The 25,952-nt window shown below is 65.4% G+C and carries 23 protein-coding genes; 13 read left to right on the top strand and 10 right to left on the bottom strand.

Annotated elements, in window-relative coordinates:
- Positions 1-4 precede the first annotated feature (4 nt).
- Positions 5-211, top strand: a complete 207-nt coding sequence (locus tag AC0L23_RS17175; RefSeq protein WP_007595122.1) for a DUF4170 domain-containing protein — start codon at positions 5-7, stop codon at positions 209-211.
- A 199-nt stretch (positions 212-410) separates the two neighbouring features.
- Positions 411-965, top strand: coding sequence for a hypothetical protein (locus AC0L23_RS17180; RefSeq protein ID WP_018454967.1), 555 nt, complete (start codon positions 411-413; stop codon positions 963-965).
- Positions 966-1,004: 39 nt separating this feature from the next.
- On the opposite strand, the gene AC0L23_RS17185 is transcribed toward AC0L23_RS17180, so the two are convergent.
- Positions 1,005-1,886 (bottom strand): metallophosphoesterase family protein, encoded by an 882-nt coding sequence (locus AC0L23_RS17185; RefSeq protein ID WP_085361315.1) that lies wholly within the window; start codon positions 1,884-1,886, stop codon positions 1,005-1,007.
- Between the two features lie 80 nt (positions 1,887-1,966).
- Here AC0L23_RS17185 and AC0L23_RS17190 point away from each other — a divergent pair, with 80 nt between their 5' ends.
- From AC0L23_RS17190 to AC0L23_RS17210, 5 genes are all read left to right on the top strand, one after another.
- On the top strand, positions 1,967-2,458 hold the full coding sequence (locus tag AC0L23_RS17190; protein WP_085352656.1) for an NUDIX domain-containing protein: 492 nt from the start codon (positions 1,967-1,969) through the stop codon (positions 2,456-2,458).
- Positions 2,459-2,520: 62 nt separating this feature from the next.
- Positions 2,521-3,468 (top strand): glycosyltransferase family 2 protein, encoded by a 948-nt coding sequence (locus AC0L23_RS17195; protein ID WP_085361316.1) that lies wholly within the window; start codon positions 2,521-2,523, stop codon positions 3,466-3,468.
- A gap of 67 nt (positions 3,469-3,535) precedes the next feature.
- Positions 3,536-4,051, top strand: a complete 516-nt coding sequence (locus tag AC0L23_RS17200; RefSeq protein WP_018454963.1) for a GNAT family N-acetyltransferase — start codon at positions 3,536-3,538, stop codon at positions 4,049-4,051.
- Positions 4,052-4,088: 37 nt separating this feature from the next.
- Complete coding sequence (locus tag AC0L23_RS17205; RefSeq protein WP_085361317.1) at positions 4,089-4,790, top strand: methyltransferase domain-containing protein; 702 nt, start codon at positions 4,089-4,091, stop codon at positions 4,788-4,790.
- Between the two features lie 30 nt (positions 4,791-4,820).
- The gene (locus tag AC0L23_RS17210) at positions 4,821-5,978 is read left to right on the top strand and encodes a hypothetical protein (protein WP_240543335.1); all 1,158 of its coding nucleotides are present in this window, start codon (positions 4,821-4,823) and stop codon (positions 5,976-5,978) included.
- Positions 5,979-6,000: 22 nt separating this feature from the next.
- Here the strand turns inward: AC0L23_RS17210 and AC0L23_RS17215 are convergent, their stop codons facing one another.
- The 7 genes from AC0L23_RS17215 to AC0L23_RS17245 form a co-directional block, all read right to left on the bottom strand.
- Complete coding sequence (locus AC0L23_RS17215; RefSeq protein WP_085352653.1) at positions 6,001-8,358, bottom strand: TonB-dependent receptor; 2,358 nt, start codon at positions 8,356-8,358, stop codon at positions 6,001-6,003.
- 147 nt (positions 8,359-8,505) lie between these two features.
- Positions 8,506-8,910, bottom strand: coding sequence for a DUF2946 family protein (locus AC0L23_RS17220; RefSeq protein ID WP_018454959.1), 405 nt, complete (start codon positions 8,908-8,910; stop codon positions 8,506-8,508).
- Positions 8,911-9,131: 221 nt separating this feature from the next.
- Complete coding sequence (locus tag AC0L23_RS17225) at positions 9,132-10,178, bottom strand: alpha/beta fold hydrolase (protein WP_085352652.1); 1,047 nt, start codon at positions 10,176-10,178, stop codon at positions 9,132-9,134.
- 262 nt (positions 10,179-10,440) lie between these two features.
- Positions 10,441-12,504 (bottom strand): hypothetical protein, encoded by a 2,064-nt coding sequence (locus AC0L23_RS17230; protein WP_085361318.1) that lies wholly within the window; start codon positions 12,502-12,504, stop codon positions 10,441-10,443.
- Positions 12,505-12,511: 7 nt separating this feature from the next.
- Positions 12,512-15,325, bottom strand: a complete 2,814-nt coding sequence (locus tag AC0L23_RS17235; protein WP_085361319.1) for a DUF4159 domain-containing protein — start codon at positions 15,323-15,325, stop codon at positions 12,512-12,514.
- Positions 15,322-16,266, bottom strand: a complete 945-nt coding sequence (locus AC0L23_RS17240; RefSeq protein ID WP_085361320.1) for a DUF58 domain-containing protein — start codon at positions 16,264-16,266, stop codon at positions 15,322-15,324. The genes AC0L23_RS17235 and AC0L23_RS17240 overlap by 4 nt, the downstream gene beginning before the upstream one ends.
- On the bottom strand, positions 16,266-17,264 hold the full coding sequence (locus tag AC0L23_RS17245) for an AAA family ATPase (RefSeq protein WP_018454954.1): 999 nt from the start codon (positions 17,262-17,264) through the stop codon (positions 16,266-16,268). Before AC0L23_RS17245 ends, AC0L23_RS17240 begins: the two co-directional genes overlap by 1 nt.
- 280 nt (positions 17,265-17,544) lie before the next feature.
- Here AC0L23_RS17245 and AC0L23_RS17250 point away from each other — a divergent pair, with 280 nt between their 5' ends.
- From AC0L23_RS17250 to AC0L23_RS17270, 5 genes are read left to right on the top strand one after another with little or no spacing between them, the layout of a single operon-like run.
- Positions 17,545-18,156, top strand: coding sequence for a DUF1285 domain-containing protein (locus tag AC0L23_RS17250; RefSeq protein ID WP_018454953.1), 612 nt, complete (start codon positions 17,545-17,547; stop codon positions 18,154-18,156).
- Positions 18,153-18,824 carry a CoA pyrophosphatase gene (locus AC0L23_RS17255; RefSeq protein WP_027568565.1) on the top strand — a complete coding sequence of 224 codons (672 nt, stop codon included), beginning with the start codon at positions 18,153-18,155 and terminating at the stop codon, positions 18,822-18,824. The genes AC0L23_RS17250 and AC0L23_RS17255 overlap by 4 nt, the downstream gene beginning before the upstream one ends.
- Positions 18,821-19,084: a DUF6111 family protein gene (locus AC0L23_RS17260; RefSeq protein ID WP_018454951.1), complete on the top strand. Its 264-nt coding sequence runs from the start codon at positions 18,821-18,823 to the stop codon at positions 19,082-19,084. The genes AC0L23_RS17255 and AC0L23_RS17260 overlap by 4 nt, the downstream gene beginning before the upstream one ends.
- A 9-nt stretch (positions 19,085-19,093) precedes the next feature.
- Positions 19,094-20,350, top strand: coding sequence for a CCA tRNA nucleotidyltransferase (locus AC0L23_RS17265; protein WP_085352647.1), 1,257 nt, complete (start codon positions 19,094-19,096; stop codon positions 20,348-20,350).
- A complete protein-coding gene (locus AC0L23_RS17270) occupies positions 20,347-21,114 on the top strand; it encodes a sulfite exporter TauE/SafE family protein (protein ID WP_085352646.1) in 768 nt (255 codons plus the stop codon). The genes AC0L23_RS17265 and AC0L23_RS17270 overlap by 4 nt, the downstream gene beginning before the upstream one ends.
- A 50-nt stretch (positions 21,115-21,164) precedes the next feature.
- Here the strand turns inward: AC0L23_RS17270 and AC0L23_RS17275 are convergent, their stop codons facing one another.
- A complete protein-coding gene (locus AC0L23_RS17275; RefSeq protein ID WP_240543334.1) occupies positions 21,165-21,584 on the bottom strand; it encodes a nuclear transport factor 2 family protein in 420 nt (139 codons plus the stop codon).
- 41 nt (positions 21,585-21,625) lie between these two features.
- Between AC0L23_RS17275 and AC0L23_RS17280 the strand changes: the two genes are divergently transcribed.
- Positions 21,626-25,375 (top strand): LuxR C-terminal-related transcriptional regulator, encoded by a 3,750-nt coding sequence (locus AC0L23_RS17280; protein WP_085361323.1) that lies wholly within the window; start codon positions 21,626-21,628, stop codon positions 25,373-25,375.
- Positions 25,376-25,474: 99 nt separating this feature from the next.
- On the opposite strand, the gene AC0L23_RS17285 is transcribed toward AC0L23_RS17280, so the two are convergent.
- On the bottom strand, positions 25,475-25,690 hold the full coding sequence (locus AC0L23_RS17285; RefSeq protein ID WP_018454947.1) for a hypothetical protein: 216 nt from the start codon (positions 25,688-25,690) through the stop codon (positions 25,475-25,477).
- Positions 25,691-25,952: the final 262 nt, after the last annotated feature.

Raw genomic sequence — 25,952 nt, forward strand, 5'->3', positions numbered from 1 at the left:
GACAATGACCAACAGCAATTTCTGGGTGATCGGCGGCGAGTTCGGTTCGATGAACTTCCACAAGCTCGTGGAAGGTTCGGCCCAGGTGCAGGGTCCGTTCAAGACCCGCAAGGAGGCCGAGGACGCCTGGCGCTCGGTCTCGGAAGAGAACCGCCACAAGGCGGGCGTCCGCTTCTCGATCGTGGAAGAGCCGTCGCGGGTCTCGGCGTGACAATCTGAACTTGCATGCCAATCTGAATAAGAAGACGTCCAAGGACGGAGGGTCCCATCCGGCGCAAGCCGGGTGGGACCGTCTGTTTTTGGCACAGGTGAAAGATTTGTGGGCGTCGTAAGTCACTGGAATTGTAGGCCCTTTGCGGACACTTTGGTTGCTGATAGGTTAATCCCGCCAAGTGAGGACGAGGCCGCCAATGTCAGAGCCCGAGACCAGCGGGATCCATCCCAGCCAGCCGCGCCCGGTGCGGCTGCGCGATGCGCTGTTGCGCGCGCGGATCGAGGCCGCCGACCGGACCGGCGTCGTCGTCGATTTGCGCGATGCCGAGGTGGCGCGGCTCGAGATCCTCAACGATTCGCTCGATCCCCTGTTCGCGCAGGTGCCCGATCAGATCGACCTGTTCGACCGTGGCATCAGCCAGGGCGACACGCCCAGGCTCTGGATCGACGTCGTCGCGCATATCTTGATGGGGCGTGACAAGCGAATGTACCGCTTCGTGCAGGACACCCGCTTCGGCCGCATCGTGCTCGCCGAATCGCACGACACCGCTGTCATCGTCGAGGCCGTGACTGATTATGTCGCCCGCCGCATGATCGAACGCGAGCATGCGATGGTGGTCCCGCCCGAGCCGAAGCCCGAGCTAGCGCCGCCGCGGCGCCGCTCGCGCGTCTGGCCGTTCGTGTTCGGATTTGTGCTCGGCGCCGCCGCGCTGTTCGGTGTTGCCGTGCTCGCGGCCCTGCGGAGCTGGTGAGACGTTCGCCGTCGTCATTGCGAGCAATGACGGGCGGCCTCAAATCAATCTCACATGCTTGATCTGTCCGATCTGAAGTCCAGCCCCCAGGCTCCGCACCGTCTGCTCGCAACGCCAGCCGGCGTTGTCCTTCTCGATCGTGAACAGATTGTAGGCCGCAGCCGGGGTGCGGCCGTGCGCGAGCGCGGAGGCCGACGGCACGCCGAGGGCCGGAATATTGCCGTTGGGTCCCTCGAACCACATCGTCGAATGAATGTGGTCGTGTCCATGCAGGATCAACTCGACGCCGTGGCGTTTCAAAAGCGTCAGCAGCCCGGCGGAGTCAGTCATGCGCTTGTGGCGCGCGCCGGACTTCAGGGGATGATGCACCAGCAGCACGCGAAAGACGTCCTCGGTTGCGAGCCGCTCGAGCACCTCTTCGAGCGCCGCGAGCTGTTCGCGTCCGAGCGCGCCTGTCGCCATCAACGGCAAGGTGGGCACCGCCGTGGACAGGCTGATCAGTGCGAGCGGCCCGCGCCGGCGCAGGCTCGGAAAGCCGATACGGCCATCGTCGCCCGCAAGATAGGGCGCGAAGGTTTCGCCGAAGCGATGAAAGGTAGCGCGGACATAAGCGTCGTGATTGCCGGGAATCGTGGTGACGCGGTCGGGCGGACCGACGCCGTCGAGCCAGGCGCGCGCCGGCGCGAACTCCGCCTCCAGCGCCAGATTGACGAGATCGCCTGTGACCGCGATGTGGTCGGGACCTTGCGCCTTCACGTCGGCGACAAGGGCGTCGAGCACCTCGCGGCGCTGGTATTTGTGACGGTTGCGCGTCCAGTTGACATAGCCGAACGCGCGCTTGCCGGCGAGCTCGATCAGCCGCGGCTTCGGCGGCGGCGGCAGATGCGGGTCGGACAGATGGGCGAGCGTGAAGGGAGCCATGGGGGGCGATTGCCTCGCTATTCGTCCGCTGTAATGGCAAGGTCGCAGGCTAGGTGCAAGCGGGGCATCAAGGGAGCCCGATGGGGGAACGTCTGAACAGCGTCCGACGGAAATTCGAGCCGCTGCTGCGGCGAATCTTCCACGCCTATTTCCTGCTGGTCCGCGGGATGACGCTCGGCGTCCGCGCCGTGGTGGTGGATGCCGACACCAGGGTGTTCCTGGTCAGGCACAGCTACGTCACGGGCTGGTATCTGCCCGGCGGCGGCGTCGATCTCGGCGAGACCATGGAGCACGCGATGCGCCGCGAGCTCAAGGAGGAGGGGGATATCGATCTCACCGGCGACGCCGTGCTGCACGGCATCTTCCTCAACAGCCACGTCTCCCGCCGCGACCATGTCGCGGTCTACGTCGTCAGGCAGTTCAAGCAGGATCGCCTGCCCGCGCCCAACCGCGAGATCGCGGAGTGCGGATTCTTCGCGGTCACTGCGCTGCCCGAGGGGACCACGCCGGGCACGCGGTTGCGGATCGCCGAAGTCCTGCACGACAGGCCGCGGATTGCGACGTGGCGATGATGGCTGCCCGTGCTAGTAGATCGCCGCGCCTGCGGTGTCGGCGCATGGACGAGGGATGAAGATTGTCTGAATCGACGACGTTATGGCCATTTCGGGTCGCCGTGCTGGTGCCCTGCTACAATGAGGAAGCCGCCGTCGCGACGGTCGTCGCCGATTTCCGCAAGGCCCTGCCTGCGGCCGAGGTCTACGTGTACGACAACAATTCGACCGACCGTACCGCGGCGGTCGCGCGCGAGGCGGGAGCGATCGTGCGCAGCGAACGGCGCCAGGGCAAAGGCCACGTCGTTCGCCGCATGTTCGCAGACATCGAAGCCGACATCTACGTGCTCGTCGATGGCGATGCGACCTACGACGCGCCGAGCGCGTCGCGCATGATCGACCAGCTCCTCGACGAGCATCTGGATATGGTTGTCGGCCTGCGTGTCGATCAATCGCAAGCGGCCTACCGGCGCGGTCATCGCATCGGCAATCGGCTGTTCACCGGTTTCCTGGCATCGACTTTCGGCCACACCTTCAAGGACATCTTGTCCGGTTACCGCGTGTTCTCCCGCCGCTTCGTCAAATCCTTTCCCGTCCTGTCCGGCGGTTTCGAGATCGAGACCGAGTTCTCGGTCTATGCGCTGGAATTGTCGCTGCCGGTCGCCGAGGTCGGGACGCCCTATTATGCGCGCCCGGAAGGCTCCTTCTCCAAGCTCAATACCTGGCAGGATGGGTTGCGCATCTTCAACACGATGCTGAAGCTCAACCGGTTGGAGCGGCCGCTGCGCTTCTTTTCGGCGATCGGCATCGTCTTCGCGCTGCTGTCGATCGCTTTCGGATTGCCCGTGGTGATCACCTTCCTCGAAACCGGCCTGGTACCGCGCCTGCCGACCGCCGTGCTTTCCATGGGTCTGATGATCATGGCGCTGCTTTCGGCTTCGTCGGGGCTCGTGCTCGACACCGTGACGCGCGGGCGGCGGGAAATGAAGATGCTCGCCTACCTGTCCCAACCACCGCTCGGGCGGAGCTGAAATTGCCCCGGGGGCCGGGCGCAATCGTATGGACCGCTGCCCTCCAAGGTGATATCCCGCCGACGCGATGAACGATCTTTCCCTCACCATCCGGTCGGAAGCCGTCGGCGATGCTCAGGCGATCGAGCGGCTGCACGAACGCACCTTCGGACCGGGCCGCTTCGTGCTCAGCGCGTACCGCATCCGCGAGCACGTGGACCATGTGCTCGATCTATCCTTCACCGCCCGCGTCGGTACGTTGCTGGTCGGATCCGTCCGGCAATTGCCGATTTGCGTCGGCGACACGCCGGCGTTGCTGCTCGGGCCCCTGACGGTCGAGCCTCCGTTCCGCAGCCGCGGCGTCGGCCGGCTGCTGCTCGAGCGCGCGCTGAAGGATGCCAAGGCGCAGGGCCATCGCCTGGTGCTGCTGGTCGGCGACGAACCCTATTACAGCCGCGTCGGCTTCAAGCAAGTCCCCAAGGGACGCGTCACCATGCCGGGCCCGGTCGATTACAGCCGGCTCCTCGTCATCGAGCTGGTCGAGGGCGCGTTCGAAGGCGTATCGGGGCCGGTCGGTCCCGACTGGAGCAAGACGCGAACCTGACGCGCCCTCGCTTCGAAGCTCACATGAAGGTAGGGCAGTGCCGGTCGATCAGCAATATTACCGGGAAGTGGCGTCCGGGAGCACGGCGGAAAAGCTGCTGATCGCGGCGCGCGACCGCATCTACCAGGATTTCATCGCCCAGATGCAGCCGTGCGCGGCGGACGAGATCCTGGATGTCGGCGTGTCCGACGTGATCAACGACGGCGCCAACGTGCTGGAGCGAAGCTACCCGCATCAGCACAAGATCACGGCCTGCGGGCTCGGCGAAGGTATCGGATTCAAGGCGGCTTTTCCGCTTTGCCGTTACGTGCAGATTGAACCGAATACACGGCTGCCGTTTGACGACAATGCGTTCGACGTCGCGACGTCCAATGCCGTGCTCGAGCATGCCGGCAGCCATGAAAACCAAGTGCTCCTGGTCGAGGAGCTTGGCCGCGTCGCGCGGCGGGTCTTCATCACGGTGCCCAACAGGTTCTTTCCGGTCGAGCACCACACGGCCATCCCGCTGGCGCACTATCTGGACGGCACCTTCAGGATCGCCTGCATGATCGCCGGCAAGTCGGAATGGACCGACGAGCAGAATCTGATCCTGATGACGCGAAAACGGCTGCTGGGGCTCGCCGCGCTGGTTGCCGAGTCTGCGAGTGCCAAGTCGTCCAACCCCATGTCCGCGGCTGTGGGCTACACCGGTTTGTCGCTCGGCCCGCTATCGTCCAATCTCTATCTTGCATTCCGCTGAAGCAGCGCCTCCCGCCCCAGCATGATCCCGATGAAGAAGATCCACACCAGCAAAGCCTTCTTCGTCGTGTTGTTTCTCGCGGTGCTGGTCGGCCATTTCTGGACCATGATGCGATGGAACGAGGCGCGCGGCGTCTATGACGACATCTGCTACCTGCGGCAGGCGCATCTGTTCCAGAGATTCGGGCTGGTGGAGGGATTCGACACCAGCCTCACCCGCGACGACGATGGCTATCAGAAAGCAAAGCTGAAGGAGATCGGCTACCCCGACTGGAACGATACGACCGCGGCGCCATGTCACAATCTGATGCCGGCCACGGGGAAGGTCGTCATTCAATACCCGCCGGGCGTCGGCCTCGTGTTGGCGTTGTTTCCGCCAGGGCACCAGGTCGCGCCCATGTACATGCTGGCGACCATTGTCGTCCTGGGCTTTGCGCTGTTTGCGCTTTCTCTCGCGCGCAGCATGAGGTTGGTCCTGATGGCCGGGACGTTCGGCTGTCTTGCGATCTACCTGATGGTCAATCCGGTCAAGGCGAGCTATTCGATGGCCCCGACGGTCGTCGTGTGCGCGCTCGTAGGATGTCTCACGGCGCGATGGCTGGCGGGCCCGCGATCTCAACCGAATATCTGGCTGCTGGCGCCAATCGGTTTCCTGCTCGGATTGACCGTCGACTTTCGATTGGCCAACCTTTTCCTGGCGTCGGGCTATGGTCTCTTTCTCCTCGTCGCGTTTCTTGCGAAGCGGACGATGTCCCGGTTCTTGCAGGGGCTTGTGTTCGGCGTCGCGTTGCTGGCCGGCGTGATCCCGACCATCGTCTCTTACGCCGTCAACGCCGGCAGTCCGTTCGCATCGACCTACGGCAACAATCCCGATGTCAGGCCACTGGATTTTTCGTTCGCGGTGGTCCGGGACTATCTGGCCGATCCGCTCCAGACCTTGCTGATCGTCATCGGAATCGCAGGCTCGATCTGGCTGTTGCGGCAGGCGAACGGCATTCGCCGCGTCGCGCTGCTCACGATCGCCAATCTGGCGCTCAACCTCGCCTTCTTCTTCACCTATCCGATCGCGACGCCGTACTACACGATCCCTATTTCTCTCCTGACATTGTGGACCCTGCTGTTTGCCGTGCTGTTTCAGGAGGCATCAGAGGGGGCCCCCGAAGCGGCCGCCTCAGCCACAGCACGATGAAGTCCGGCTAGCTATCGCGCTTTCAGAACTTGAAGTTCGCGAACGCCCGTACCCCGATGCCGGGCATCAACACCTCGTCCTTGGTGTAGGACACCGAGTTGCGGATGTTTTCGTTCAACAGATTGTTGCCGACGAGGCCGAGCAGCATCTCGCGCGCGCCGAATGCATTCGGGTTGAGCTTGGTCTTGTAGCTCACCTCGGCCTTCAAGAGATTGTAGCCCGGCGTCGGCGTCTCCGCGATCACCGCGACGTTGTTCTGAGCGAAGGCGTGCAACAGATTAACGCGCATCAGCCAGTTGTCGTCGCGCCAGAACACGCCGCCGCCCAGTCTCACCGGCGGAATGCGCGGCACATTGGTGCCGTCGGTGAAGGTGGCCCGGACCACGTCGAACTGGTTCTCGATGCCCCAGATGCCGCCCTGGAATGCACCGACGTCGAGCTGCGACTGGAATTCGCCGCCGCGGAAGTTCGCGTCCCGCTGCGAATAGACCGCCTGGTTCACCTCGGCGCCGGGCGTGCCGCACGAGGCAAAGTCGTCGTCGCACATCACGCCGGTGAGACGGCGATAGATGAAGTTGTTGAAATGCGTGTAGTAGACCGTCGCCTCGAAGCGGAACGGCCCCGTTGCCTTGCGCAGGCCGACCTCAACGGATTTCGCGGTCTCGATGGTGAGGTTGGGGTTGCCGATGTCGAAGGTCGCGGTCGCATCATGTGCGCCGCGCGAGAACAGCTCGGCGGCCTTCGGCGCGCGCTCGACATATTGCGCGGTGATGCTGCCAACCATGCCGCCTGGCAGGTCCTGCAACAGGCCGATGCTGCCGCTCTTCGGCGTGAAGGACGGATTACGGCCGATGCCCGCCTGCGGCGTGCCGTCGGGCAGGAAGTCCGCGGGAAAATCCGGCGTCGTCCCGTGCAGCTCGACATGCTCGATGCGGCCGGCGATCTGCGCCCGCGTCGCGTCCGTGAACTTGAACTCGTTGAACGCGTAACCGGCAACGCGCGTGCTGTTGTTCGGGTCCCACAGGCCGTTGAACAGCGTGCCCGGATTGTCCGGGCTCGGCGCGCTCAATTCCTGATGGCCGACCTGGAAGCCCAGCGCCGTCGTCACCTCGGCGAAGCGCGCGTTGAACGGCATCAGCTGCACCTCGGTGCGGATCTCCTGCTCCTTGTTGGTGAAGGTCTGCCGCACGCCGTCCGTGTTGGAATCGGCGGGATCGGCAAGCCCGATCTCGTTGTGCCGGTAATCGGTCGCGCCGGCCCAGAAGCGAACGACGTCGATCGCCGTAGCGTCGGGATGGTACTCGCCCTTGACGTTGATCTTGGTCTGATGGGCGTCGATCCGCGTGTTGTGGTCGGCGCCGTCGATGCCGGGGATGTGGTACAGGGAGTCGTTCTGCGCGATCGCCGCGCCGATATAGCCGCCCTGGAAAAAGTAGGAGCCGCCGATCGAGGCGCCGTCTGAGCGCGTCGCCGAGTTGGGCTGGCGTCCGTTGGCGACGGGCCGGGTCTGGTCGGCGAGGTACGGGTAGCTCGGGATGCTGTAGTCGGTGGTGTTGCGCCCGTAGACGTCGGCATGGAAGGCAAAATTGCCGCCGCCCGTGTCGAGCAGCACGCCGCTTTCGACGCCGCGGTCGACCGAACTGAACGCGCTGCGCGTCTCGGCGGTGACGCAAGGCGAAGTCGCGGCCGCTGCGAGCGGTGCCTTCGTCGGCATGCCGTAGGTCTGGAACGACGGAGCGCAGGTCGGCAGCGCGTCGGGAATCCGGTTGTTGGTGGCGCTGACGACGCCGCCGATCGAGGTCGAGCCATAGCGCAGCGCAGCCGGCCCGCGTACCACCTCGACCTGGTTGGTCGCGAGCGGATCGATTGGAACGAAGTGATCCTCGCCGAGATCGGAGGCGCCGCCGGCATTGGTGCCGTTCTCGACGATGCCGATGCGGTTGACGTCGAGTCCCCGGATGATCGGCCGGCTGGAGGCGCCGGGCGCGAAGCTCGATCCGGTGATGCCGGGTTTCGAGAACAGAAGGTCGCCGAGCTGGCCGCCGCCCTCGCGGCGGATCTCTTCGTTCGGCACCACCGTGACCGTCGCGAACTGGTTGGTCACGATGGGCAGCACGCCCTGCTGAGGTGCGGCCGGCGTGGAGGTTGCCGGCGTGGCGTCCGCAGCGCGTTGGTGGCTGCGTGCCCGCGCGGTTCGGGTGGGACGACCGGGGTTGCGGGTCGGCACCACCGCCCTGCGCACGATGGGGCTCGGAGCCGTCACGGTGACGGCGGGGATCTCGGTCGATGACTTATCCTCGGCCAGCGCCGAGGTGGCGGCGCCGAGCAGGAGCAGGCTTGCTCCGCCAAGGCGCTGCGCGCGCCGCAATTTGAATGACATGGTCCTGATTCCAGTCAGGCGCCGTCCGCATGTTCGTCTGCTGATCGGAGGCGGCCTGCCGTCGCTGCGCGACGGAATTCGACTTCAGCTGCTCCCGGGAATGCGCCTGAAAGCGGCGAGCCCGGGCGTGATCAAGCGTTGTGGAAGTCAGGACGCGGGAGGGGCGCGGGGCTGGAATGCCGTACCGGCCGATTTCAGGTGGACGAATTCGGCGTCGGTGGTGCGGTAGAGCAGGTCGATCGCCTGCGGCAGCAGCAACACAGGCGGCGCCGCGAACAAGACGGTGCCCGCCATCGCGACCAATGCGCAGATCGCGCAATTGTCCTCGCCCGGTTGCTCCCTGTCGGGAGCCAATGGCGATTGCCTCTCGACCGCGGAACGGTCGATCGAAGCGGGAGCTTGGGCGCCGTCGGTCTGCTGCAGCGAGGACTGGGCGAGGGGAGCCGCCTGGGCGAACCAATGGCTGTGGCCGAACGTCAGCGCGAACTGCACCAGCATCGCGAAGATCGCGAGCCGGGCGCCGTGCCTGATATTCGACCGGAACCACTTCATCTGGAAACGCCACCCCACATCGCGAGGTATCATCCCCTGATCCCGCGATGTTATAATGTAACATCGCGCAATCCGTCAGCGGATGTCAACCGCTGTCGAGCCGACCCGAGCGGGCCGGCTCCTTGCCGTGTCGTGCAGGCAACTGAAAGCCTAGGCTGAGGACCTGTCAAACGGCTTACGCGGACGGCGATTGGACTCAGTGTCAGCGCGAGCAGGTGGCATCAGAGCTTTTTGCTCCGGAGCCAGGTGCGGATGGCCTCGATGTGTTCTGCCTTGCGCTCCAGCGGCAGCCAATGCCCTGCGGGCATGCTCGTTACGGTCAGGTCCGGGCAGGTGGCGCGCATCGGGTCACCTTGGCGATTTCCGGTGATGCTGCAGATCTGATCAAAGTCGCCGTTAACGAACAGCACCGGCTGCGACAGGCGGCCGCCATTGAGTGCCTTGCGCGCATAGGCGATGTTGGCGTCGTCGTTCATGTACCACGCGCAGGATGGGCGGAAGCCATGAGCCTTGAACGTCTGCACCAGCACGTCGAAGTCCGCCGGCGGCCAGAGAGCCGAATCGGGCTCAGTCGGCGGAGCGCGGTGCGCGGCGCCAAAGCGCCCTCCATTGCGCGTGACCATCGCATTCGGCGAAACCTTGCCGATGCCGGCGGGGTCGCCTGGCCGAAAGATCGACGCCAGCGATGCTGCCAAGTCTGCATCGAGGTCGGCGACTGCCGCCTCGAAGTGCGTGTTGTAGTAACGGTAGTAATCCCATTGGCCATCCGGATATTGGTCGACCGGATAAATCGTCCGGTCGACCAGCGGGACGACTGTGCGCAGGGCGTGCCCGTCGGGTTGATACGCCAGCGAGGTCAGCACGACTCCGCGGCTGCGCTTTGGCTGATGCGCGACCAACTCACCGACCACAACACAGCCCCAGTCGTGGCCAACCCAGATCGCAGGCTTGCCGCCCAAGTCATCATGGAGTTCGGCCATGTCCGTCACGATTTCCTCGATGGTATAGGCGTCGTTGGCTGCGGGCGTGGAAGAGCCGCCGTAGCCGCGCAGATCGGGAGCGACGCAGTGCCAACCGTCGGCGGCAAACGCTTCCATCTGCGCGCGCCACATCAAACTGATGCTCGGCCAGCCATGGACGAAGATCATCAACGGTCCGTCGGCCGGCCCGCACTCGATGTAGCGCGTTGTCTGACGAGGCGAGCTGAACGTGCGCTGGTCGAGCGATAGTTCGGCTTCAGAACTGATCGGTTGAAGTCGGTCTGTCATGGTCGAGTAACTCCGCTTCTCACTGAGCGCTCGCGCGGTTTGGGTGCTGCGAAGGCTCCGTCGAGAACTGCTCTTGTCCGCGGGGAGCGATGCCTGGACAGGGATGCGCCTGCCCAGCGCCGAGGAAGAACCGGCCCCAGATTTCACAACTCGCTACATTCGACCGAGTTCGGGGGCGAAGGTGCTATGGAGCTTCCGGCGAAGAAGGGAGGATGGGGATTTTATCTGACTAAGGGGAAGCGAACGGAGGCGAGTAAGCCGCCTACCGCCCTTCGCGCAGCCAGGTCGCGGCGAATGCTCCGAGCAGCAGCAGCAACCCGATCACGCCAGCGAAGATCGGCAGCACGCCGACGCCCTTCACCACGCTGGCGTCGCGCATCCGCACGCCCATCCAGCCGTCGCCATGGAAGACGCTCGCCGAGCGGACCGGCAGGATGCGCGGCAGCTCGACGCTGGCGCCGTCGACCACGCGCACGGCGTCACCGCCGGTCGCCTGGGTCAGCGGCTTCAACGTCTCGGTGGTGGAGGTGACTTCCGAAAACTCCTTCGGATTGGTCGGGCCGACATTGATCAGCGCCTTCAGCGTGCCGTCGGTGGCCTGCCACAGGCCGAGCTCGCTCGCCGGCAGGCTGGCGCGCCATTCGCCGGGATCGCCCGCTGCAAGCGTCAGGTCGCGCGACACGCCCGACGGCGAGGTCACACTCACCGGCTGGACGCTGTCCGCCATGGTCTGGCGCACCACCACGAGATTCTTGCCCTGCACCTGCAGGCGCAACGCTTCCTCGTCCAGATCAGGTTGCTTCATCAGCCAGTGCGACATCCGCCGCAACAGATCGAGATGCGGGCCGCCACCTTCATAGCCGCGCGCCCACAGCCAGATGTGGTCGGAGAGCAGCAGTGCGACGCGGCCCTCGCCGAAACGCGACAGGAACAGCAGCGGCTTGCCGTCGACGCCCGTCATGACCGGCGGGTTGACCGCATTGCGGGTATCGACGGTGCGGAAGAACCGGCTCCAGCGCGGCGGCTCGGAGGCGGAGCCCTCGAGGCCACGCGTGACGGGATGGCGTTTGCCGACGTCGGACAGATGGGCGTAGAACGGTTTTTCCGTCACCCCGACCGGTTCGGCCGGCAGCACCGAATCCAGCGGCGTGCGCCAGATGCTGGTGTTGGACGCGTAGTCGGGGCCGGCCGAGACCAGCACCGCGCCGCCGGAACGCACGTAGCGTGCGATGTTGTCGAAATAGGCGATCGGCAGCACGCCTTGGCGGGCATAGCGGTCAAAGATGATCAGCTGGAATTCGTTGATCTTCTGCTGGAACAGCTCGCGGGTCGGAAACGCGATCAGCGACAATTCATTGATCGGTGTGCCGTCCTGCTTCTCCGGCGGCCGCAGAATGGTGAAGTGGACGAGATCGACGCTGGCATCGGACTTGAGCAGATTGCGCCAGGTGCGCTCGCCGGAATGCGGCTCGCCTGAGACCAGCAGCACGCGCAGCTTGTCGCGCACACCGTCGATGGCGACGACGGCGCGGTTGTTCACCGGCGTCAATTCCCGCTCGAGCGGCGAGGCCTCGATCTCGACGATGTTCGGCCCGGAATGCTTGATGTCGACGTCGACGCTTGCGGCCTGGCCGCTCGAAAGCGTGCGCTCGTTGATGACCTCGCCGTCCCTGCGGACGGTGACCTTGGCGCGCTCGCCGCTGACGCCCTGGTCGTCGAGGCGGTAGGTGATGGTCTGGGGCTGCCCGACGATGCCGAAGCGCGGCGCGGCGATGACCGCAATACGGCGGTCGCGCTCGTCCTTCTGCCCCGTGATCAGCGCGTGCACCGGCGCCTGGAAGCCGAGCCCGGCGGCGTTGGCCGGAATGTCGTGGACGCGGCCGTCGGTGATCAGGAACGCACCGGCGACGCGGTCGACCGGCACGTCCGACAAGGCCGAGGCCAGCGCCCCGAACAGCTTGGTGCCGTCGGTCTCGCCGTCAGCCTGTCCGGCATCGACGACGCGGACCTCGAGCCCCTTGATCTTCTTCAGGCTGTCGACCAGCGCTTCCTGCGCCGTCGCAGCCTCGCGATTGCGGTTGCCGAAATTCTGGCTCGGGCTCTTGTCGACGACGATTGCGGCGACCGAGGTGAGGGGATCGCGGTCCTCGCGGGTAAAGGAGGGATTGGCGAGCGCCAGCAGGAACAGCGCCAGCGCGGCCACGCGCACGGCAGCGCCGCGCGCCCGCGCCAGCAGCAGCACGAGCGCGATGACGACGATCGCGGCCAGCGCGAGCCACAGCACGATCGTGGGAACAAGCGGCGTGAATGCGATGCCGTAATTCATATCGATCCTACTGCCCCAGCCGTTCGATCAGGGCCGGTGCGTGCACCTGGTCGGCCTTGTAGTTGCCCGTCAGCGTGTACATCACGATGTTGGCGCCGGCGCGGTAGGCGAATTCGCGCTGGCGGGGGTCGCCGCCGATCACCGGCAGCATGGACTGGCCGTCGGGCCGCACGGCCCAGGCGCCGGCCAGGTCGTTCGAGGTGATGATGATCGGCGAGACGCCGTCGCCGCCGCGTGCCGGCCGCTGCGCGCTGTCCTCGTCGTCTTCGCGCGGCAAGGTCTCGACCCAGGTCTGGCCGGTGCTGAAGCGGCCGGGGAAGTCGCGCAACAGATAGAAGGTCTTGGTCAGCACGTGCTCCCGCGGCACCGGCTCCAGCTCGGGCACGTCGAGCGAGGACAGGATCTCGCGGAGCGTCTGCATGGCCGGGGTCTGCGCGGCGCCGTTCGCGCCGGGTGGCGCTTCGACCGCGTCGCGGGTGTCGAACAGCACGGTGCCGCCCTGCTTCATATAGGCGTCGATCTTGTTGATGGCGTCCCGCGACGGCTTGGGCGCGCCCGGCACGATCGGCCAGTAGATCAGCGGGAAGAAAGCGAGTTCGTCGCGCGCCGGGTCGATGCCGACGGGATCGCCGGCCTCAAGCGCGGTGCGCTGCGCCAGGAACAGCGTCAGTCCGGATAGCCCGGCCCTGACGATGGAATCGACGTCGGCATTGCCGGTCACGACATAAGCGAGGCGGGTCTGCGACACCGCCTTCATCGCGAACTCGTCGGACGCGCTGTCCGCATGCGACGGCGTCGGCACGAACGAGGCGAGACCTGCGAGCACCAGCCCAAAGACGATCATCGCGGGCGCGGCGCGGCGGCGCACCAGCGCGGCAAGGCCGCCGCCGAGTACCGCGACGATGATGGCGTCGATCAGGAACAGCGCGAGCGCCGTCGATAGCAGCCAACCGCGCAAGTCCTGCGGCTCGGCGTTGGTGTAGGTGGCATGCCGGGCGCGCAGGCTCGTGGTGTTCAGGGCTGCGATACGGTCGGCGCTGGCAAGCGTGTTCACGGCGAGCGGTCCTTCTGCCGGACCATAGAAGCCCGGCGGATGATCGGGTGTGGCGCGGTCGCGATAATCCGCGGGCAGCGGCTTTGCGGCAGCCGGCGGCGGACCGAACGCGCCAAAGCCATCGAGGATGTGCAACGGCGCCACCGTTTCGGCGGTCGCCTCGGTGGCAACGCCTGGACCCGGCTTCGCGGTATAGCCGGACATGTCGACGACACGCCGCAGGATTTCGACGAAGGTGCCCGACATCGGCAGATCCGACCAGCGCATGTCGGCGCTGACGTGGAACAGGCTGACGACGCCCTTGCCGCGATGCTCGCCTGTTACCAGCGGCGTGCCGTCTTCCAGCGACGCCCAGCTTTTGGTGGCGAGCACGGCGTCGGGCTCGGCCAGCACCTGGCGGCTTATGGTGACGTCCTTGGGGACCACGACGCCGGCAAACGGACCATCGGCGGCAAAGGAGGCAAGATGTTGCGGCTTTTCCCAGGTCAGGCTGCCGCCGAGCGTCCGGCCGCCCTTGCGCAGCTTGACCGGGACGAGATCGTCCTCGGCCTGCGCCAGCCGCGGACCGGCGAACCGCACCAGCACGCCGCCCTGGTCGATCCACGCATTGAGACGCTCGCGGATTTCAGGGGCGATGGTGCCGACATCGGCAAGGATGATCATCGGCAGCTTCTGATCGAGGAACTGCGTGATGCCCTGCTGCGGCGAGCCCTTGTCGGCAAGCCGCACGTCGGCGAACGGCGCCAGCGCACGGGTGAGATAGAAGGTCGGCGCCAGCAGCGGCTGCGCGGTCTCGCTGGTCGAGCCCGAGACGATGCCGATGGCGCGGCGGCGCCAGCGCTTGTCGAGCAGCTGCACTGCGCCGGCGGAGCGCTCACCGGCAATTTCCAGCCGCGTGATGTCGTTGCGCAGCTCGACCGGCAGGTCGAACGACGCTTCGGTTTCCTTGTCCTGCGGGCCGAACGAATAACGCGCTTCGCCGATCGGCGAGGCCTTCTGGTCCAGCGCGCGCACGGTGCCGATGGCGATGCCGCCGTCGGTGCGCAGCACCTTCACCGTCATCCTGGCGGCGGCGTTCTCGGCCGCGACCAGCGCCAGAGCCGCGGAGGTGCCGCCTTCGAACACGGTCAGGCTGCGATCGCCGACGGTCTTGCCGAGGCCCGCCACGAATTCCTCGCCGCGACCGGTATCGACGCTGTCGGAGAGCCAGACGATCTCGCAGTCGCCGGTTGCTTTCAGGAAGCGATCGATTGCGGTCAGGGTCTCGACGCGCTCGATCGAATACGGCTTTGGCGTCAGCTGCCGCAGCGCGACGCGCGCGGCGCCCGCCGGCATCAGGGTGATATCGCGGTTCGGCTCGGACAGCGGCACCAGCGCGATCGCACGGCGGTCGTTCTCGGCACTGGCGATCAATTCGTCGGCGGCCCTGATCCGGATGTCCCAGTTCGAGGCCGCGCTCCAGCCGTCGTCGAACATGATCATCAGCGGCGCCTTGCTGGCGGCCGCGCCTGTTTGCGGATTCCAGATCGGACCGGCGGCGGCGAAAATGACCAGTGCCGCAGCCAGCAGCCGCAATGCGGTCAACCACCACGGCGTTCGCGACGGGGTCTCTTCGCGCGGTGCGATGTCGAACAGCAGGCGCGTCGGCGGAAACTCGATCCGGCGCGGCCGCGGCGGCATCACGCGCAACAGCCACCACAGCACCGGCAGGCTGACGAGGCCGATCAGGAGCAGCGGTTCGGTGAAGGCGAGCGGCAGTCCCATCATGCTGCCGGCCCCGCCTTGATCGTTGTGGTGCGCGCGCCCGATTTGCTCACCTGCATGCCGGCATGCAGGAACAGCAAGAGCTCGGCGGCCGAGCGGTCGGTCGCATGCGTCGTGAACAGCCAGTCGAGCTTGTTGGTCTCGGCGCGGATCTGGTCGCGGTGCAGCGCGAGCCGCGCGGTGTAATCCTGCGCCCAGCTCTCGGCGCGGCCGGCGGTGATCACGCCGAACCCCTCGGGCTCGACGAACTCGACGCGGCCGGAATAGGGAAATGATTCCTCGGCGGGATCGACGACCTGCACCAGCGTGCCATGCGCGCCGGAGCCGGACAGGCCGGCGAGCGTGGTCCTGATCTCGGAGAGCGGCGACCAGAAGTCCGACAGCACGATCGTCTCGGCCAGCGCCGCGGGCACGAAGGAGGGCGGCAGGCTCAAGCGGTCGGCATCGTCATGCAGCATCGCCTGCGCCATCTTGTCGATGACGCTGCGGCTCGCGGTCGGTGCCATCAGCCCGGGAATGCCGACGCGTTCACCGCCGGAGACCAGCAGCTCGGCCAGCGCGAAGGCGACGATCAGCGTCCGCTCGAGCTTGGATTCACGCGCCTGCTTTGACGCGAACGCCATCGAGGGCGAACGATCGGGCCAGATCCAGACCGTATGCGAGGCTTCCCATTCGAGCTCGCGGACATAGAGGAGATCGTCGCGCGCCGAGCGCCGCCAGTCGACATTCTGCGACGGTTCGCCGGAGACGAAGCGGCGGTATTGCCAGAAATTTTCGCCAGACCCGGCGCGGCGGCGGCCGTGCAGGCCGTGGATGACGTTGGCGGCGATACGGCGGGCCTCGAGCACCAGGCGCGGCAGCGAAGCGGCGAGCGTACGGCTTTCGCCATCGGCACGTCGGATCGCGATGACCTCCTTTGCTGTGTGCCCGTTCTCCGTCGCCATCAACCGATCCGTGTCTTCAATTGCCGGATCACGTCCGGAATCGTGCGGCCTTCGGCGCGCGCCTGGAACGTCAGCGCCATGCGGTGCTTCAGCACGGGCTCGGCGAGGTCGAGCACGTCGTCGATTGAGGGCGCGAGGCGGCCGTCGATCAGCGCGCGAGCGCGCACCGCGAGCATCAGCGATTGGCTGGCGCGCGGGCCCGGTCCCCAGGCGATGAACTTGCTGGTGTCGCCGCCGTCCGGACCCGGACGGGCCGAGCGCACCAGCGACAGGATCGCCTCGACCACGGAATCGCCGACCGGCAGGCGCCGGATCAGTCGCTGCGCGGTGATGAGTGCATCAGGTGTCATCGAGCCCTTCGCCAGCGTCTCGTCGGCGCCGGTGGTCTCGAACAGGATGCGGCGCTCGGCGTCGCGGTCGGGATAGTCGACGTCGATCTCCATCAGGAAACGGTCGAGCTGGGCTTCAGGCAGCGGATAGGTGCCTTCCTGCTCCAGCGGGTTTTGCGTGGCGAGCACGTGGAACGGCTTCGGCAGATCGTGACGCGCGCCGGCAACGGTGATGTGCTGCTCCTGCATCGCCTGCAGCAGCGCCGACTGCGTGCGCGGGCTGGCGCGGTTGATCTCGTCGGCCATCAGCAGTTGCGCGAACACGGGGCCGGAGATGAAGCGGAAGGCACGCTTGCCGGAGGTGCTCTCGTCCAGCACTTCGGCGCCGAGAATGTCCGACGGCATCAGATCGGGCGTGAACTGGATGCGCTTGGCATCGAGGCCGAGCGTGATGCCGAGCGTCTCGACCAGCTTGGTCTTGGCCAGACCGGGGACACCGATCAACAGCGCATGGCCGCCGGAGAGGATGGTGACCAGCGTGTTCTCGATCACGCGATCCTGGCCGAAGATGACGGACGCGATCGCATCCTTTGCCGCGCGAATCTGGCTCGACACCTGCTCGGCCGAACGGACGATTCCGTCTTCGAGCTTCTCGACACTCTCCGCCATCCGTTAGCTCCTTCAGCCTGCCATGCAGCTCGCTTGCGTCGTCATGTCATCACGTCCTCAACTCAAGACGTGGGCCCTATGCTAGACTTGCAGGAAGGCCATGTATTCGTTGAATTAACCTATCCCCACCTTATCGGCTTAGGGATATGTAGGGCATCACGAAGTGGCGACCTCCACACCGGACGAATGCGGGGTGGAACCGAGTACCCGGATACAACGTAAACCTGCACCAATCGTGCCAAATGACCGATCGTGCCAAATGACAAAGTCAGGGCAAACCATGGCGAACCAAGGGCAGAGCGCCGATCGCGGTCTTGAGGGGCTGACTGCCGCTGCCAAAACTGCTGCCGATGCCGAAGGCGCCAAAAAGGGCCTGCCTCCGGTGCATTTGTGGAATCCGCCGTTTTGCGGCGATCTCGACATTCGAATCGCGTCAGATGGTACTTGGTTCTATTTGGGGACGCCAATCGGCCGTCATGCCTTGGTTCGCCTGTTCTCGACCATCCTCAAGCGCGAAGGCGACAAGCATTTCCTCGTCACGCCGGTGGAGAAGGTCGGCATTCGCGTCGACGACGCGCCGTTCATGGCGGTCGAGATGCAGAAGGACGGCGATGCCAACCATCGCGTGCTCCGCTTCCGCACCAATGTCGACGACTGGGTCACCTGCGATGCGGCGCACCGGCTGCGCTTCGAGCAGGCCAAGGACGGCGGGCTGACGCCCTATCTGCATATCCGCGCCGAGCTCTGGGCCAAGGTCACCCGCGCGCTCTATTACGATCTGGTTGACATGGGTGAGGAGCGGATGGTCGATGGCCAGCCGATGTTCGGTGTCGAGTCGGCCGGCGAGTTCTTCGCCATGGCCGATGCGGAGCAGGTGAGGGCCGCGCTTTGAACAAGCCTATCTCCAGGAACGATCCCGCCGTGATCGGTGCGGCGGATTTCTTCGCCCGCTCCGCCGCGCGGCTCGGCTTCGACGTTCCGCCCGGCCTCTACGATCCCAACATCATTCCGGCCTCGGGCGATCCCGGCACCGACAAGATGCTCGAGATCATCGCGCGCGAGCAGCCGGTGCGGCCGGCGGCGGTCTTGATCGCGGTGGTCGATCATCCCGAGCCGACAATTCTGCTGACGCAGCGTTCGGCGCATCTGAACGACCATGCCGGCCAGATCGCATTCCCCGGCGGCAAGATCGACGCAACCGACCGCTCGCCGCTCGATGCGGCGCTGCGCGAGGCCGAGGAGGAGGTCGGGCTGTCGCGCGACTTCGTCGAGCCGATCGGCTATCTCGATCTCTACGGCACCGGCTTCGGCTTCCGCATCCTGCCGACGGTGGCCAGGGTGCGCCCGGGCTTTGAGCTGACGATCAACCATTCCGAGGTTGATGATGCGTTCGAAGTGCCGCTATCCTTCCTGATGAACCCGGCCAACCACCAGGTGCACAGCAAGGAATTCCGCGGCATGGAGCGGTCCTACTACGCGATGCCGTTTGCCGAACGCTACATCTGGGGCGCGACGGCCGGCATGCTCCGTGTGCTCTATGAGCGGATCTATTCGTCATGATTCGGCCGATCCTGACCGAGATCGGAATCTTCCTCGTTCCCTTTGCCGTCTATGCGCTGTTCCTGGCCGCCACGCGTTCCGGCCTGTTCGTGCAATCGTCCTGGCCGATCACCATCGTCGCGCGTCTCATGCTGGCGGCGCTCGTGCTGGTGATCGCCGGGCTGATCGGCTTTGCGCATTTCTCCGGCGCCGCACCGGATTCGACCTATGTCCCCGCCCATGTCGAGAACGGCAAGCTCGTGCCGGGCGTGGAAAGATAGGGCCGGCCGATGAGCGCGGTGCCCATGCTCGCCGATGCGCCCTGGCTGATTTCGGGTGGCACCGCGCGCGTCCTGCAATTGCTCAATGCGGATGGCGAGGAGGCGCGGGTTGTCGGCGGCGCCGTGCGCAACGCGCTGCTCGGCCTCGTCCCCGGCGACATCGACATCGCGACCACGGCGCTCCCGCACGAGGTGATGCGGCGCGCCAAAGCTGCCGGCATCAAGGCTGTGCCGACCGGCATCGACCACGGCACCGTCACCCTCGTCATCGACGGGCAACCTTACGAAGTCACGACGTTGCGCGAGGATACCGAGACCTTCGGCCGCAAGGCCAAGGTCGCGTTCGGCCGCGACTGGGTGAAGGACGCCGAGCGCCGCGACTTCACGATGAACGGGCTCTCGGTCGATGCCGACGGCGTCGTCCACGATTACGTCGGAGGCATCGCGGATGCGGCCGCGCGGCGCGTGCGCTTCATCGGTGATCCCGACCAGCGCATCGCCGAGGATTTCCTGCGCATCCTGCGCTTCTTCCGCATCCACGCCGCCTTCGGCGCCGGCGATCCCGACCGCGACGGCTATCTCGCCTGCATCCGGGGACGCGCCGGCCTCGCGAGCCTCTCGGCCGAGCGGCTGCGCATGGAGACGCTGAAGCTTCTGGTCGCTCCCGGCGCGTCCGCCGCCGCGCTTGCGATGGCCGATGGCGGATTGCTGCAGGCGCTGACCGGCGGCGTGGTCTACACCGGACCGCTCGCGGCGATGATCGTGATCGAGCGCGAGCTCGGCCTCACCGCAAGCAGCACGCGGCGCCTCGCCGCGCTGGCGATCGCGGTGACTGAAGACGCCAAGCGCGTCGCCACGCGCCTGAGGCTCTCCAATGCGGAAACCAAGGCGCTGGATTCGATGGGGCACCGCTGGTGGCGCTTGGCCACCAAGGACGAAGCCGATGCGCGGCGGCTGCTCTACCGGCTCGGTGCGGATCGCTATCACGATCGCGTGTTGCTGGGCTGGGCGAGAGCCGGCGGTGACGTCGGCTCGTCGCGATGGCGTGCGCTCGCCGAGCTGCCGCAGCGCTGGACTGCGCCGAAATTTCCGCTTCGCGCCGCCGACTTCATCGCGCGCGGCATGGCGGAAGGACCCTCGCTCGGACATGTGTTGACGCTCGCGGAGGACGCTTGGCTTGCGGCGGATTTTCCCCTAGAGGAAGCCGCACTCGCTTCCATCGCCGATCAAGCTGCGGCACGCGTCAGCCGCGATGAGAGAACGTGACCATCGTCTCAGGCTTCGCCGACATCTCGATCTTTCAGCTCCTGCTGGTCGCGTTGATGGCGTTGTTTGCTTCGATTATCGGTGGTCTCGCCGGCTACGGCACCGGCGCCTTGATGCCGCTGGTGCTGGTGCCTCTCGTCGGCGCCGAACCGGTGGTGCCGATCATCGCGATCTCCGCGATCTTCACCAATTCCAGCCGCGCGCTCGCCTATCTCCGCTATGCCGATCGCCGCCGCGCGCTGATCGTGCTGGCCTGTGCGGCACTGACGACAGCGCTTGGTGCCTACGGCTACACACGGCTGACCAATGCGGGCGCGGCGCTGGTGATCGGCTCCATGCTGATCCTGAGCGTGCCGCTGCGCCGTGTGCTCCGCCGCCGCCAGGTCAAGATCGGCGACACTGGGCTTGCGGCCGGCTCGGTCGGCTATGGCGTGCTGGTCGGCGGCACCTCCGGCTCCGGCGTGATCCTGCTGTCGCTGCTGATGGCCGCGGGCCTGGAAGGCGCGGCCGTGATCGCGACCGATGCCATGATCTCGCTCGGCACCGGCCTCATCAAGATCTCGGTGTTCGGCCTCGCCGGCGCCGTGACCGCACAGGTGCTCGCCTTTGCGCTGCTGATCGGAGCAATCGCAATCCCCGGCGCGTTCCTGGCAAAAGCCTTCGTCGAGCGGATGCCGGTGCACATCCACACCGCGATCCTCGACGTCGCGGTGATCACCGGCGGCGTAGTGATGATCTCGGCTGCGGCGAGGCAGCTCATCTAATCAATCGGATGTGGCGCTGTCCCGCTGCCAGTTTGGTTCACGCCGCGGGTCTAGTGTGAGGGACTGCAGTCCAGTTCCTTGATCCTGCCGGCGGCGTCAAATGCCAAAAGTGCACTCATGACGCCAGCACTGGTGAGGTACGAGATAATGGTGCCGTCGTTGCGCCAGGGATTGAGATCATCCAACGTGCCTGCCGGATATTTCCGGAGGTGATCGACCCAATAGGCACGAAGTGCTTCGCGGCCGGTGATGGTTTGGCTGCCGGCGCAGCCGCAGTGGACCACGGCGTCCTCGGCATGAAGTTCCAAAATCGCTTCGATATCGCCCGCGCGATAGGCATCAAGCCAGTCGACCGCAACGGCCATCGGGTCAAAGGACATATTTTTCACTCGCATCGCGTCCAAATCTGGGTCAGGCTCTGGAACCGCCAGGCCTTTTTTGATTTTAATATCCCACCCGGGCACGGCCATATGGCGAACGACATAGGGGACCGGGCCGAGGGCCAAAGTCGATGTTGGACACGTCCGCCAGGCAGGGGATACTCAAGCCCATCCGGCTCGTGATCGTCGATCCACAGCCGATCGTTCTGCAGGGACTGAGGTCGGTCCTCGGGACGCAGCCGGACTTCGACGTTGTCGCATCGTCCAGCGATCGGACAAGCTGCCTCGAAGCAATTCGGAAGCTGACACCTGACGTCGCGCTTCTTGCCGACAAGGTGCCGGATCTGACGGTCTGCGAGATCCTCGCGATTGTGAAGGCGGAGAAGCTCTCCACGCGCCTGGTGTTCTTCACCGAGTCCGATACCGACCACGATCTGACTTCAGCCATCGCAGCCGGCGCCTGCAGCGCAATTTCGAAGTATGCCTCTCCCGCCACGATGCTGCGATCGCTGCGGCTGATGACGAAGAGCGGCGTGGCACTGGAGAAGTCCGATCTCTCCGCACCCGGCAAGGAGGCGGACGGCGATAGCAAAGTCGAAGGGATGCTGGAGCTGTTGACGCAACGGGAACGTCAAATCGCACGACTCGTGGCGGAAGGAATGTCGAACAAGGAGATCGCGCGTCAGCTCAACGTTTCCGACGGGACGGTCAAGGTCCACCTGTACAATATTTTCCAGAAGCTTGAGATCACCAACAGAACTGTGCTCGCGACCATCGCATTGCTGCAACGGCCCTCCGGCCTGGCCGCGCTCTCCCTGGCATTTCTGGCGCTCGCAATTGCGGACGAACTCAAGGCGTCGGAAGCGAACGACATCTTCCCGGATGAGAACGGCGTCGGCCACGTGGACGAGCACGCGGGGTACGAGCCCTGGAAAAAAGGGATTCTCCGGCACCTCGTTGTCTGGGAATCCGGCGAGCCGCCCACGCAGGCCCAGAGAGACTTGTTCGCCAAGGCCGCCCAAATCACCAACCCGGCGGCGGCAATGGAAGCGCTACGCGCGGCCGAGCAATCCGGGGGCGCGAAAGCGTGGACGCACCACGCTCCTGCTGGATCGGGCGCGCCCGATCTTCCCGTGCCCTTACTGCGAGGAGCAAACGACATACAGGTCGGAGTTGACCCGGCCCCGGAACATCAATTCCCGCGGCTTCTTTCCAATGCGATGTCGATGCATGGAGGGTATGGCAACTTTGCTATTCTCACCGGTGCGTTGATCTACGCACTGGAGGATCCCCATCTCGCCGCCCACGCGCATGACCTTCGTCAAGCGTCGATCGACAGCATCCTGGCCGTCACTGAAGAGAGTGCGACCACAAAACTGGCCGCGATCACCCATGCTGCCGCCAATCATGCCGACAATTCAGCCCCGGGTTTCCTTTCGCACGATGTCCGCCTGTCTTTCGCCGCTGTGACCACTGGAAACGGCAACCTCGCTGAAGGCGCTCTGGGCGAAAAGGGCCCGGGCGATGCGGGTGACAATCTCCATAAATTTGTTGGCGCGGACCCTGGTCACGATGCCGGTGTCGGCGGGGGCGGCGACGTTGAAAAAATTGTTTATCGCTCCCCGATTGACTCCGAGTCTAACCAGTTCAAGTCGACCTCTTCCGACGCCGTGTTCGATTTCGCATCTGGGCCGGGCAGGATCAATCTTGCGGCTTTCGGAGCGCTTGCCTGGCTGCACATGACGGCGGCAACCAAGTCTATACCGCCACATACACTGGCCTGGGTCTACGACTCCGCAAGCAACGAGACGATCGTCTATGTGAATGCGACCGATCATATCCTTGATATCGGCGATCGCGGCCTGCTGGAAATCCATCTCGAGGGGATCGTGGCCGTTGCGGAGGCGGATGTCGGCTCCGAGCCAGATGGCGCGGCTGTTGCGACCACCTTGGAGCAGCTCGAAGCCGCGCTGATACCGGCGATCGCAACCGATGAGGCCGCTCTGACGAAGGATCATGTCCAAACCAGTATCGAGGGGAGCGAGAGCTCGCTCGGGACGGCCGGAGCCTGGGCCCTTCTGGCCAACAACGGCTCGGGTTTCCATTTCGGGCAGACCCGGACCGGCTTGGGAGCGCCGACGAGGCTCAGAAGCTCCAGCGACGCGTCGGCGGATGCAACGGAAGAGAGCGATGCTGCATCTGCCGCGTCGGCTCACGCATCATCCATCGAGCTTGCTCATAGCGCGACGGCGCCGACAGTCGCAAATGTCGCATCGAACAGTGGTCCGATCAATGCGGGCAACGGCGTTTCGCCGACGGGGCCCAACGAGATCGGCCAACCCAGCGTCGTAACCGCCGACAGCGCGGGGCACGGCAACTCGCAGCACGCTTCGGACCCATCGACTGAAGCTGGCTCCAAACCGGACAACGGCGTCGGCCATGACGCCGAGCATCACGATAAGGCCTCGGACGCTCCAGGAGGGTCAGCGAAGAACGCAGAACCAGACGGCGCGGAACACGGCAAAGCCGGGCACTCAAATGCTGCAAAAGCACCGGACGCAGCCGAGACCGATCCGGACGTCGCAACGGCCGCCGACGCAGGTCACGGCAACTCGAAGCACGCTTCGGAGCCGGGGTCTGCAAAGGCGGCAGCCGACGAATCGACTGAAGCTGGCTCCAAAGCGGGCCACGGCGTCGGCAATGGCGCCGAGCATCACGCTTCGGCTTCGGAAGCTCCGGGAGGGCCAGCGAAGAAGGCCGACCCAGTCGGCGCCGAACACGGCAAATCCGGGCACTCCGCCGCCCCAAACGCACCAGACGCAGGCGAGATCGATCCGGGCGCCGCGATAGCCGCCGGTGCAGGCCACGGCAACCCGCAGCACGCATCGGAGCCAGGGTCCGCAAAGGCCGCAGCCACCGAATCGACTGAAGCTGGCTCCAAACCAGGCCACGGCGTCGGCAATGACGCCGAGCATCACGCTTCGGCTTCTGACGCTGCGCACGGACCAGCGAAGACGGCAGAACCAGGCGGCGCGGAACACGGCAAATCCGGACACTCAGCCGCCCCAAACGCACCGGCCGCAGCCGAGATCGATCAGGGCGCCGCAACGGTCGCCGGCGCGGGCCACGACAACCCGCAGCACGCATCGGAGCCAGGATCCGCAAAGGCGGCAAGCACGGGATCGACGGAAGATGGGGGCAAACCGGGCAACGGCGCCGGCGATGGCGCCGAGCATCACGCTTCGGCTTCGGAAGCTCCGGGAGGGTCAGCGCAGAAGGCAGAACCAGACGGCGCGGAACACGGAAAATCCGGGCACTCAGCCGCTGCAAGCCCGCCGGACGGAGCAGCGATCGATCCGGCCGCCGCAACGCCCGCCAGCGCGGGCCACGGCAACTCGCAACGCGCTTCGGAGCCAGGATCTGCAAAGGCGGCAAGCACGGAATCGACGGAACATGGAGGCAAACCGGGCAACGGCGCCGGCGATGGCGCCGAGCATCCCTCTTCGGCTTCGCAGGCTGCGGGGACCGTGAAGACAGCAGAACCAGCCACCGTGGACCACGGTAACTCGCAGCACGCTGCGCAATCTGCAGCAATCGCAGACGACGCACACACGGCCAAGGCTGCGTTCGAAACCGGCGGCGCAGACCAGGGACCGGTATTCCGGTTCGATAGCGGCGTAGCTCCTTCTGCTTTCGTCGAGATAGTCGGACTGAAAGAGTTCAATCATCCGCTGGATGCGCACGTTCCGCCCGGTCAGGAAGAAGGCCTCGGGTTCAACGTCAAGCTCGTCCCTCATGCACTGAACGGACACGCGGACGATCACGGCACCAACAGCCCGCACCAAGCGATTCTACCTGCGCATCATGATTTGCTGATCTGAACCGCTGCATCGTCATTGACCGAAAATGGCAACTGTCACCGTAGCCACGGCTCAGGAACGCGACGCCTTTGGCGGATCAGCCTGATGGGGAGCAGTTGTTCAGGGTTGCAGCCGTGAGAGCAGACGTTGCCGATCCTGATCGCGACCTCGCTGCTCCATGCGCATCCGTTCAAGTTCGCCTTCAGCTTTGGTTGTGTCCTCGTTCTGGCGCTTCATTTCGATGATCAGCGCCTCCTGCTCGGCGAGCCGGCGTTCTCCTTCGACGACGTCGCGCTCGATCTGCCTCAGCTCATCGTATATCGCCGTCGTGTACATCGCGATCCTCGCGCGGCCGTGCTGCGAAGCACGCCGCAGAGTAGGTTTCGCTTCGTGCAGGGCCTTTATCGGGCGCGCGGTGCGGCTATGACCACAGCGCGACGCGTATGGCTTTTAACTCAGCCAGCTTCGCGAACGTTCCGGCTGATGCCATTTTTTCCCGGGCTTTGATCGATCGCACGAGAGGCCATGTTGTTAACCGATCCCCTTGGCGGAAGCGGATCGCCAACTGCCCGGAACGGATCTCGTCAAGCGAGCGCAC

Source organism: Bradyrhizobium sp. MI1.4 (assembly GCF_055811315.1).

Excerpts from the sequence above, each read along its gene's own strand:
- AC0L23_RS17175 (WP_007595122.1), top strand. The coding sequence starts at position 5 with ATGACCAACAGCAATTTCTGGGTGATCGGCGGCGAGTTCGGTTCGATG.
- AC0L23_RS17180 (WP_018454967.1), top strand. The coding sequence starts at position 411 with ATGTCAGAGCCCGAGACCAGCGGGATCCATCCCAGCCAGCCGCGCCCG.
- AC0L23_RS17185 (WP_085361315.1), bottom strand. The coding sequence starts at position 1,886 with ATGGCTCCCTTCACGCTCGCCCATCTGTCCGACCCGCATCTGCCGCCG.
- AC0L23_RS17190 (WP_085352656.1), top strand. The coding sequence starts at position 1,967 with ATGGGGGAACGTCTGAACAGCGTCCGACGGAAATTCGAGCCGCTGCTG.
- AC0L23_RS17200 (WP_018454963.1), top strand. The coding sequence starts at position 3,536 with ATGAACGATCTTTCCCTCACCATCCGGTCGGAAGCCGTCGGCGATGCT.
- AC0L23_RS17210 (WP_240543335.1), top strand. The coding sequence starts at position 4,821 with ATGAAGAAGATCCACACCAGCAAAGCCTTCTTCGTCGTGTTGTTTCTC.
- AC0L23_RS17215 (WP_085352653.1), bottom strand. The coding sequence starts at position 8,358 with ATGTCATTCAAATTGCGGCGCGCGCAGCGCCTTGGCGGAGCAAGCCTG.
- AC0L23_RS17220 (WP_018454959.1), bottom strand. The coding sequence starts at position 8,910 with ATGAAGTGGTTCCGGTCGAATATCAGGCACGGCGCCCGGCTCGCGATC.
- AC0L23_RS17225 (WP_085352652.1), bottom strand. The coding sequence starts at position 10,178 with ATGACAGACCGACTTCAACCGATCAGTTCTGAAGCCGAACTATCGCTC.
- AC0L23_RS17230 (WP_085361318.1), bottom strand. The coding sequence starts at position 12,504 with ATGAATTACGGCATCGCATTCACGCCGCTTGTTCCCACGATCGTGCTG.
- AC0L23_RS17235 (WP_085361319.1), bottom strand. The coding sequence starts at position 15,325 with ATGATGGGACTGCCGCTCGCCTTCACCGAACCGCTGCTCCTGATCGGC.
- AC0L23_RS17240 (WP_085361320.1), bottom strand. The coding sequence starts at position 16,266 with ATGGCGACGGAGAACGGGCACACAGCAAAGGAGGTCATCGCGATCCGA.
- AC0L23_RS17245 (WP_018454954.1), bottom strand. The coding sequence starts at position 17,264 with ATGGCGGAGAGTGTCGAGAAGCTCGAAGACGGAATCGTCCGTTCGGCC.
- AC0L23_RS17250 (WP_018454953.1), top strand. The coding sequence starts at position 17,545 with ATGGCGAACCAAGGGCAGAGCGCCGATCGCGGTCTTGAGGGGCTGACT.
- AC0L23_RS17260 (WP_018454951.1), top strand. The coding sequence starts at position 18,821 with ATGATTCGGCCGATCCTGACCGAGATCGGAATCTTCCTCGTTCCCTTT.
- AC0L23_RS17265 (WP_085352647.1), top strand. The coding sequence starts at position 19,094 with ATGAGCGCGGTGCCCATGCTCGCCGATGCGCCCTGGCTGATTTCGGGT.
- AC0L23_RS17275 (WP_240543334.1), bottom strand. The coding sequence starts at position 21,584 with ATGGCCGTGCCCGGGTGGGATATTAAAATCAAAAAAGGCCTGGCGGTT.
- AC0L23_RS17280 (WP_085361323.1), top strand. The coding sequence starts at position 21,626 with ATGTTGGACACGTCCGCCAGGCAGGGGATACTCAAGCCCATCCGGCTC.
- AC0L23_RS17285 (WP_018454947.1), bottom strand. The coding sequence starts at position 25,690 with ATGTACACGACGGCGATATACGATGAGCTGAGGCAGATCGAGCGCGAC.